The sequence below is a fragment of the Cryobacterium sp. PH31-O1 genome, assembly GCF_030063455.1.
Lineage (GTDB): Bacteria > Actinomycetota > Actinomycetes > Actinomycetales > Microbacteriaceae > Cryobacterium.
Genome location: NZ_JASITB010000004.1, coordinates 392,331 through 400,324 on the forward strand (window position 1 = coordinate 392,331; position 7,994 = coordinate 400,324).

9 protein-coding genes are annotated in these 7,994 nt (G+C 67.0%); 6 read left to right on the top strand and 3 right to left on the bottom strand.

The annotated features are described in order from the left end of the window. The first annotated feature begins 11 nt into the window (after positions 1-11). Together QMK31_RS11120 and QMK31_RS11125 are read left to right on the top strand one after the other, a co-directional pair. Complete coding sequence (locus tag QMK31_RS11120; RefSeq protein ID WP_283501001.1) at positions 12-752, top strand: FadR/GntR family transcriptional regulator; 741 nt, start codon at positions 12-14, stop codon at positions 750-752. Between the two features lie 7 nt (positions 753-759). Beyond that, positions 760-2,136 carry an alpha-hydroxy acid oxidase gene (locus tag QMK31_RS11125; RefSeq protein ID WP_283501002.1) on the top strand — a complete coding sequence of 459 codons (1,377 nt, stop codon included), beginning with the start codon at positions 760-762 and terminating at the stop codon, positions 2,134-2,136. Positions 2,137-2,218: 82 nt separating this feature from the next. Here QMK31_RS11125 and rocD read toward each other — a convergent pair whose 3' ends face one another. Continuing rightward, a complete protein-coding gene (gene rocD, locus QMK31_RS11130; RefSeq protein ID WP_283501004.1) occupies positions 2,219-3,502 on the bottom strand; it encodes an ornithine--oxo-acid transaminase in 1,284 nt (427 codons plus the stop codon). Between the two features lie 44 nt (positions 3,503-3,546). Next, positions 3,547-4,401, bottom strand: coding sequence for a dimethylargininase (gene ddaH / locus QMK31_RS11135; protein WP_502852984.1), 855 nt, complete (start codon positions 4,399-4,401; stop codon positions 3,547-3,549). A gap of 225 nt (positions 4,402-4,626) precedes the next feature. Between ddaH and QMK31_RS11140 the strand changes: the two genes are divergently transcribed. After that, a complete protein-coding gene (locus tag QMK31_RS11140) occupies positions 4,627-5,064 on the top strand; it encodes an Lrp/AsnC family transcriptional regulator (RefSeq protein ID WP_092106650.1) in 438 nt (145 codons plus the stop codon). A gap of 3 nt (positions 5,065-5,067) precedes the next feature. Here the strand turns inward: QMK31_RS11140 and QMK31_RS11145 are convergent, their stop codons facing one another. Further along, positions 5,068-5,826 carry an ABC transporter permease gene (locus QMK31_RS11145; protein ID WP_283501005.1) on the bottom strand — a complete coding sequence of 253 codons (759 nt, stop codon included), beginning with the start codon at positions 5,824-5,826 and terminating at the stop codon, positions 5,068-5,070. 180 nt (positions 5,827-6,006) lie between these two features. Between QMK31_RS11145 and QMK31_RS11150 the strand changes: the two genes are divergently transcribed. The 3 genes from QMK31_RS11150 to QMK31_RS11160 all read left to right on the top strand — a co-directional run bounded on the left by QMK31_RS11150 (position 6,007) and on the right by QMK31_RS11160 (position 7,809). Then, positions 6,007-6,384 (top strand): GntR family transcriptional regulator, encoded by a 378-nt coding sequence (locus tag QMK31_RS11150; RefSeq protein WP_283501006.1) that lies wholly within the window; start codon positions 6,007-6,009, stop codon positions 6,382-6,384. A 67-nt stretch (positions 6,385-6,451) separates the two neighbouring features. After that, a complete protein-coding gene (locus tag QMK31_RS11155) occupies positions 6,452-7,450 on the top strand; it encodes a hypothetical protein (protein WP_283501007.1) in 999 nt (332 codons plus the stop codon). Next, complete coding sequence (locus QMK31_RS11160) at positions 7,450-7,809, top strand: GntR family transcriptional regulator (RefSeq protein WP_283501028.1); 360 nt, start codon at positions 7,450-7,452, stop codon at positions 7,807-7,809. Before QMK31_RS11155 ends, QMK31_RS11160 begins: the two co-directional genes overlap by 1 nt. The last annotated feature ends 185 nt before the right edge of the window (positions 7,810-7,994 follow it).

Below are 7,994 nucleotides of genomic sequence, written 5' to 3' on the forward strand. Positions count from 1 at the left end.
GAAAGGGACCCATGACCGCCATCCCCGCGCGCGCCTGGCAGGTTGTGCTCGACGCCGTCGAACGCGACCTCCTCGACGGGCGACTCAGCCCGGGCGATCACCTGCCGCCCGAGCGCACCCTCGCCGCCGACCTCGGCGTCGGTCGATCGAGCGTGCGCGAAGCGCTGCGGGTGCTGGAGGTTTTGGGGCTCATCCGCACCGCCGTCGGCTCCGGGCCATCGGCCGGCGCGATTATTGTCGCCCGCCCCGGCGGCGGCATGTCGGCGCTCATGCGGCTGCAGGTTGCGGCGCAGGGATTCGCCGTGGCCGACGTCGTCAAGACCCGCCTCGTGCTGGAAGGGTCGATCGTCGCCGAACTGGCGTCGGGTACCGGCGTCATCGATCTGACGGCGTCTGAACAGATCCTCACCGCGATGGAGTCTCAGCCCCTCACCGAAGCCGAATTCCTCGCCCTGGACACCCAATTCCATCTCTCCCTCGCCCAAGCGAGCGGTAACCAGGTCATCACCGCCACCATGGCCGGCCTCCGCAGCGCCATCGAGGGGTACGCGCGGGCGGGCGCGGCGCACCTAGCGAGCTGGCCGGCGACATCCGCTCGTCTCATGCTCGAGCATCGCGGCATTCTCACGGCCATTCTGGCCGGTCAAGCGGATGCCGCCCGCCTCGCCGTGCACGCCCACATCTCGGGGTATTACGCCGAGACCCACCTCGCTTCCGCTTCAACCACGACTGCCAGCCCCACGACACGATAGGACGATCATGATTCAACGACGCATCCCCAGGATCAAAGACCTCGCCCCGCTGATGAAGTTCAAGACGCCGGAGCTTAACGCGAAGAAGCGCCGCCTCGACGGCGCCCTGACGATCGCCGACCTGCGCGCCATCGCCAAGAAGCGCACGCCGAAGGCCGCGTTCGACTACACCGAGGGCGCCGCCGAGGCGGAAATCTCGCTGGGCCGGGCCCGCCAGGCCTTCGAAGACATCGAGTTTCACCCGGCGATTCTGCGCGACGTGTCGACCGTGTCGACCGGCTGGGACGTGCTCGGTGCGCCGGTGGCGCAGCCCTTCGGCATCGCGCCCACCGGCTTCACCCGCATGATGCAGACCGAGGGCGAGATCGCCGGGGCGCACGCCGCAGCCCGCGCCGGCATTCCCTTCGCGCTGTCGACCATGGGCACGACCTCGATCGAAGACGTCAAGGCGGCCAACCCGAACGGCCGCAACTGGTTCCAGCTGTACATGTGGAAGGATCGCGACCGCTCGATGGCGCTCGTCGACCGGGCTGCCAAGGCCGGATACGACACCCTGCTCGTGACCGTGGACGTACCCGTCGCCGGAGCCCGCCTGCGCGATAAGCGCAACGGCTTCTCGATTCCGCCGGCGCTCACCCTTGGCACCGTCGTCAACGCGCTGCCTCGCCCGGAATGGTGGATCAACTTTCTAACCACCGAACCGCTCTCGTTCGCGAGCCTCGACCGCTGGAGCGGAACCGTCGCCGACCTGCTCGACACCATGTTCGACCCGACGGTCGACTTCGAGGACCTCGCCTGGATCAAGGCGCAATGGCCGGGCAAGGTCGTCGTCAAGGGCGTGCAGAACCTCGACGATGCCAAGCGTCTCGTTGATCTCGGCGTGGACGGCATCACCCTGTCGAATCACGGCGGTCGCCAGCTTGACCGCGCACCGATTCCCTTCCACCTGCTGCCGCAGGTGGCCCGCGAGGTCGGCGCCCACACCGAGGTGCACCTCGACACGGGCATTATGTCGGGGGCCGACGTGGTGGCCTCGATCGCTCTCGGCGCCCGCTTCACGATGATCGGCCGCGCCTACCTCTACGGCCTGATGGCCGGCGGCGAGGCCGGAGTCGATCGCACGATCGCGATTCTGTCGGAGCAGGCGGCCCGCACCATGCGCCTGCTCGGCGTCAACGCGCTCGAGGAACTGAACCCCAGCCACGTGACCCAGCTCTCCCGGCTGCAGCCCGTCGCCGCCCCGCTGGTCGCCGCGGCCGAGGCGGTTCCGGCGCGTCGGGCGCCGGTGCGTAAAATCGCCTCGAAAACCAGCGTCGGCGCATCCGCTGCCGTGGCGGGCACGCCGGTGAAGCGCGCACCGAAGAAGGCGACGCCGGCCCAGTAGCGACCGGATCAGTCCGAGGCTGAGACCCGGTGCCGACGAAGAATCACAGCGATATCGACGGATCGGAGGTCATGAGCTACCGCTACCGGTCCAGCGGGACGGAGCTTACTTCGCCGAGGTCGGCGAGTACGAGGCGCAGCTGCTCGACGGCCCAGTCCACGTCCTCCGCCGAGACCACGATCGGCGGCGCGAGGCGGATGGTCGAGCCGTGGGTGTCCTTGGCGAGCACTCCGCGGGCCAGGAGTGCCTCGCAGACGACCCGGCCGGGCGCGAGCGCGGGGTCGATGTCGATTCCGGCCCAGAGCCCCACACCGCGCACGGCGATCACGCCGTGGCCGACCAGTGCCAAGAGCCCGGCGTGCAGTCGGGCGCCGAGCTCGGTCGCGCGCTGTTGATAGTCGCCGGTGGCCAGCATCTTCACCACCGCGAGACCCACGGCCGCGGCCAGCGGGTTACCACCGAAGGTCGAGCCGTGCTCGCCCGGGTGCAGCACCCCGAGGATGTCGGCGTTGCCGACCACCGCCGAGACGGGAACGATGCCGCCGCCGAGCGCCTTACCGAGCAGGTAGAGGTCGGGCACGACGTCTACCAGGTCGCAGGCGAAGGTCGAGCCGGTGCGGCCGAGCCCCGACTGGATCTCATCGGCGATGAACAGCACGTTGTGACGCGCGGTGATGTCGCGTACGGCCGGCAGATACGCTGCCGGCGGCACGACGATTCCGGCCTCGCCCTGGATCGGTTCGAGCAGCACGGCCACGGTGTTCTCATCGATCGCGGCTTCGAGCGCCGCAGCATCACCGTAGGGCACGGTGCGAAAACCAGGGGTGAACGGGCCGAAATCGGCGCGGGCCGATTCGTCGTCGGAGAAGCTGATGATAGTGGTCGTGCGGCCGTGAAAGTTGCCAGCGGCGACGATGATGTTGGCCTGGTCGGGCGCAACGCCCTTGACCCGGTAGCCCCAGGCGCGGGCCACCTTGATGCCGGATTCGACCGCTTCCGCGCCGGTGTTCATCGGAAGCACCATGTCTTTTCCGGCGAGTTCGGCGAGGGCGGTCACGAACGGGCCGAGCTGATCGTTGTAGAACGCCCGGCTGGTCAGGGTGATGCGGCCCAGCTGCGCCCGGGCTGCGTCCAGCAGCACCGGGTTGGAGTGACCGAAGTTGACGGCGGAGTACGCGGCGAGACAGTCCAGGTAGCGGTGACCCGCGACATCCGTCACCCACGCACCGTCGCCGGACGCCACGACCACCTCGAGCGGGTGGTAATTGTGTGCCGCGTGTGCGCTCTCCTGGGAGATCAGGGCCGCGGCAGCCGGCGAAACGGATGCTGCGGCTACGGCCTGCGCGTCGGTCAAGTTCGTGGTCATGTCGTGCTCCTTCAGAATCGTGTTCGCGGTGCTGGTTGGCGCGGTCATCGGCGCAGCTCAAGCGTGCAGCACTTCACTCCACCACCGCCGAGGAGCAGCTCGGACAGGTCGACGCCGATCGGGTTGTAGCCGCGCGCACGCAGCTGGCGTTCAAAGTCCCTGGCGCGGGCCGCGATGACGACGTTGTAGCCGTCGGAGTAGGAGTTGAGGCCGAGAATGGCGGCATTCTCTTCGGTGACGATGACGGCGTCGGGGTAACGTTCCTGCAGAATGGCGAGGCTCGGCGCGTCGAAGGCGCTCGGCAGGTAGGCGATGTTCGTGTCATCGAGCACGGCGACGGCGGTGTCGAGGTGGTAGAAACTCGGGTTGACCAGGCGCAGCGTAATGACCGGGCGACCGGCGATGGCTGAGAGCTCGGCGTGGCTGTTCGAGTCGCTGCGAAAGCCGGTGCCGGCCAGGATAACGTCGCCGACCAGCAGAAAGTCGCCCTCGCCCTCATTGGTCTCGACGGGCACGCGCACGTCGAAGCCGTTGGCACCGAACCAATCCATGTAGGCGGGGCCCTCAGGCTGGCGCTGCACGTGGGTGAATTTGGCCCCATAGGCCTGATTGTCGATGACGAAACCGCCATTAGCCGCGTAGACCATGTCGGGCAGACCATCGATGGGATCGATCAGGTGCACGTCGAAGCCGAGGCCGACGTAGGTGTCGTAGAGGGTCTGCCATTGAGCGACAGCGAGCGAGGTGTCGGTGGGCAGCGCCGGGTCCATCCAGGGGTTAATGCGGTACACCACGGTGAAAAACTGCGGCTTGCACATGAGCACGGTGCGCTTGGTGGCGGTGCGCACGGGAACGGCGCCTTCTTCTTTCAGAACGGGGGTGGCTGAGTCGATCGACATGAGGCTCCTTCGGGGATCCGCGGGCCTTTCGACCGGCGAAACGCGGGGTGGATGGCGGACCAGGTCGCTCACGAGAGCCCGGCACAACCAACCTTGATCGTTCCGGGACGCCACCCTCAGTCTCACACAGCATGATTCAACGTTTCACGCTGATCTGCGCAAGAAATCTTCGAGATGTGCGGTACGAACGCAATTTTACGTAGAGCGGCCCCCTAGACTCGGCCCATGGACAACCTCGATCACAGCATTCTCGATCTGCTGCGCCAGAACGCGCGCGCCGGCTATGGTGACATCGGCTCGGTGGTGGGGCTGTCGGCATCCGCTGTGAAACGGCGCGTTGACCGGCTGGTGGCCGATAAGGTCATTCGCAGCTTCACCATTCAGGTTGACCCTGCCGTCGACGGCATGAGCACAGAGGCTTACGTCGAGCTGTTCTGCCGGGGCACCGTTGCGCCCGACGAATTGCTGCGCATTCTCTCCGGCGTGCCCGAGGTCGTCGATGCGGGAACCGTCACCGGCAGCGCCGACGCCATGGTGCATATTCGTGCGCGGGATATTCCGGGATTGGAGGCGGCGCTTGAGAAGGTGCGCCTGGCTCCCAACGTGGACCACACCCGCAGCGCAATTGTCTTGTCCCGACTGATCCACCGCTCGATTGAATAACCGTTAGTTCGCCGGCACCGGTTTCTGGCGTACCGGCGAGATCAGGTGCAGCAGGGTGACCGCGGCAACAGACCCGGCACAGAGGATGCCGGCGAGCACGACAATCTGAAACCGGCCGGCCTCCAGCGGCGAGGCCCCGCCGAAAATCGCACCGACGAACGCTCCCGGCAGCGTAACCAGCCCCGTGGTCTTGGTCTGGTCGGTGGAGGGGATGATGGCAAAGTAGACGGCCTGCCGAGCCAAATCCCTGGTGGATTGCCGCGGCGTGGCCCCGAGCGCGAGCCAGCCCTCGACCTCGGGCCAGTGGTCACCGACAGCCTCAGAAAAGCGGCGCCCGCTGAGCGTGGCGATCGACATGGCATTGCCGATGATGATGCCGCCGATCGCGAGCACGTAGCGCGGCGAGAACTCGATTGCGCCGGTGGCAAAAACGATGCTGAGCGTCACGATCACGCCGAGCGCCATGGCTGCGGCCACGCGCACCAGGTGCGCTCGGCTGAAGCCGACGCGACGGGTGACGGTGCCGACGGCCGCCACGAACATGACGAGCAGGCCGATACCGACCCAGAGCGGGTCGTTGATAATTCCGCTGAGAACCAGGCTGATCGCGGCCAGTTGCAGGGTTCCGCGCAAGAGCGCGAGCGCCGGCGCGAACGGATGCTGCGTGCGATAGCCGCGCAGCACCGTCACGACCACCGCGAGCAGCAGCACCACGCCGACCAGGGTCGGCAGCAGGCCGGCCAGCACTGCGGGAAATGTCATCAACCGAGCCTACCCAGCCCAGGTCGGCCCCTGTCGCAAAATATTCCGCCGCTTCGCTGCCAGGGAAGCAACCGTGCACCCGCCCTCGCGAAACGTTCCGAGAAAAAGTACCGTAGGTATGCTGTTGCAGCATCTGTTGTAGCGAGGCAAAATTGCTCATAACGTTGAACGGAGGGCCCCGTGCCCGCTTCCTTTATTGCCATAGATCCCCGGTCGAGTACGCCGCCGTTCGAGCAGTTGCGCAGCCAGGTGATTGCGGCAGTGCGCTCCGGCGAGCTGGCCCACGACACCCGACTGCCGACCGTCCGCGCCCTCGCCGCCGAGCTCGGCCTGGCGACAAACACAGTCGCGCGAGCCTATCGCGAGCTGGAACGGGACAGCGTGATCGAAACCCGTGGTCGGTACGGATCGTTCATCGCACCCAACGGCGCTGCGGCCGAACGAAGTGCGCAGGCGGCGGCCGATGCCTTCGCTGCGCGCGTCGAGCAGCTCGGCGTCAGCCATGACGCCGCTCTCGCCCTGGTCGCCGACGCCCTGAGTCGCCGGTTCGGGGCCTGAGCAAGGCCTTGCACTCGGCATTTTGTATTGCTACTCTGATACAAAACTCATACAAAGGAAGGGTTCCGTGAATCCGGTCTTGGCAGTTGCGGCGGCGCTGGTGGTGCTGGGACTAGGCATCCGCTTGCTCTATATTTCGAGCGCCGAACCACGCCAGCGCATGCTGCAGGCCTACTCCGAGCAGGTCGGACTGGCGTTGGTTCCCGAAATCGTTCCCGAGCTGTCGCGCCGAATCTATCGTCGCGAGCGGGCCGGCATATTCGGGTCAGTGGCTGGACTCGTCGTCGGAATGGCAGCGTTGGTCGGTATGGACGGCGGCGAAAGTCTCTGGAACGGGCTCGTGGCTGGATTGGCAATAACCCTCGGGTCAACGATTGCACTCATCATCAACGATTCTCGTTCGGCTTTTGCCCCGGTTCCCGAGGCGCCACGACTCGCGCGCAGCCAGTCTCCTCGGCTGCCCGACTACGTCACGCCGCTCGATCGAGCATTCTCGCTAAGCCTTTTGGCGTTGGCCACTTTCGGCTACATTGCCGTGCTCGCGGTCATCGCGATTAACCCGGAGCGGGTGTTCGATGCCGTTTTGGTACGGTCAATTCTCGGGCCAGCCGGGCTGCTGCTGGCCCTCGCCGCCGTTACGAGCCTGCTGACCTGGGCCGCAGCGAACGCGCTGCTCGGTCGCGGCCAGCCGGCCGGCACCTATGTTGAACTGGCCTGGAGCGACGCCTTTCGCAGCACGACCCTGCGCAGCCTCGTGGGAATTCCGGGGATCATTGCCGCCGTGAGCACCTGCGTGCTGTTCCTCTCCCTCAGCAATGCCATCCGCGTGCCCGCACCTGGCTCGTTCGGCGAGATGTTGGTTAACTCCTTCACGATCGTGGGGCCCGTTTTGGTCGTTGTTCTCATGGGCTGGAGCATAACGAGCCTGCGCAATCGCAGCACAACGCACTACCTGCGCCGGCTCTGGCCCGAAACGGCCGTCGAGCTCGACCGGCGGCGGCACGCGCACGGCCCGTTTCGCGGCGATCAACCCGGCGAAGACCACCGAACGAAGACGCCGGCGTGATGCTGCTGGTCGATCCGCGCTCGGCGACCCCGCCCTACGAGCAGCTGCGGGTTCAGGTTCTCGCCTCGGTGCGCTCGGGCGAGTTAGCTCCCGGCGACAAGCTGCCGACCGTGCGTAAACTCGCCGAAGATTTGGGGCTCGCGACGAACACCGTCGCGCGCGCCTATCGCGAGCTCGAGCGTGACGAGGTCATCGAGACGCGGGGCCGCAACGGGTCCTTCATCGCCGCAAGCGGTGACGCCGCCCAGCAGCAGGTTCAGGTCGCCGCCGTGGCGTTCGCCGGCAAGGCGCGCCAGCTCGGCGTTGCCCCAGAGGAGGCGCTCGCGTTTGCCCGCGCGGCCCTCGGCATCCGCTCGTAACGCCCGCGCACGCACGAGCACGAGCACGCAATCTGGCCGGGGCCCGGGCCCGGACCGTGGGCCCGGTTTATAAACTGGGCCCGGGGACGGGGCCTGGGCCCCGTCCCCGGTGGAGGCGGGGGGCGGGGCTGAGGTGGGGCAGGGCGCAGGTGGGGGTGGAGCGCGGGGGCGAGAGTGAGCGCGGC

Coding starts and splice junctions, on each gene's coding strand:
- QMK31_RS11120 (WP_283501001.1), top strand. CDS start 12: ATGACCGCCATCCCCGCGCGCGCCTGGCAGGTTGTGCTCGACGCCGTC.
- QMK31_RS11125 (WP_283501002.1), top strand. CDS start 760: ATGATTCAACGACGCATCCCCAGGATCAAAGACCTCGCCCCGCTGATG.
- rocD (WP_283501004.1), bottom strand. CDS start 3,502: ATGACCACGAACTTGACCGACGCGCAGGCCGTAGCCGCAGCATCCGTT.
- ddaH (WP_502852984.1), bottom strand. CDS start 4,401: ATGTCGATCGACTCAGCCACCCCCGTTCTGAAAGAAGAAGGCGCCGTT.
- QMK31_RS11140 (WP_092106650.1), top strand. CDS start 4,627: ATGGACAACCTCGATCACAGCATTCTCGATCTGCTGCGCCAGAACGCG.
- QMK31_RS11145 (WP_283501005.1), bottom strand. CDS start 5,826: ATGACATTTCCCGCAGTGCTGGCCGGCCTGCTGCCGACCCTGGTCGGC.
- QMK31_RS11160 (WP_283501028.1), top strand. CDS start 7,450: ATGCTGCTGGTCGATCCGCGCTCGGCGACCCCGCCCTACGAGCAGCTG.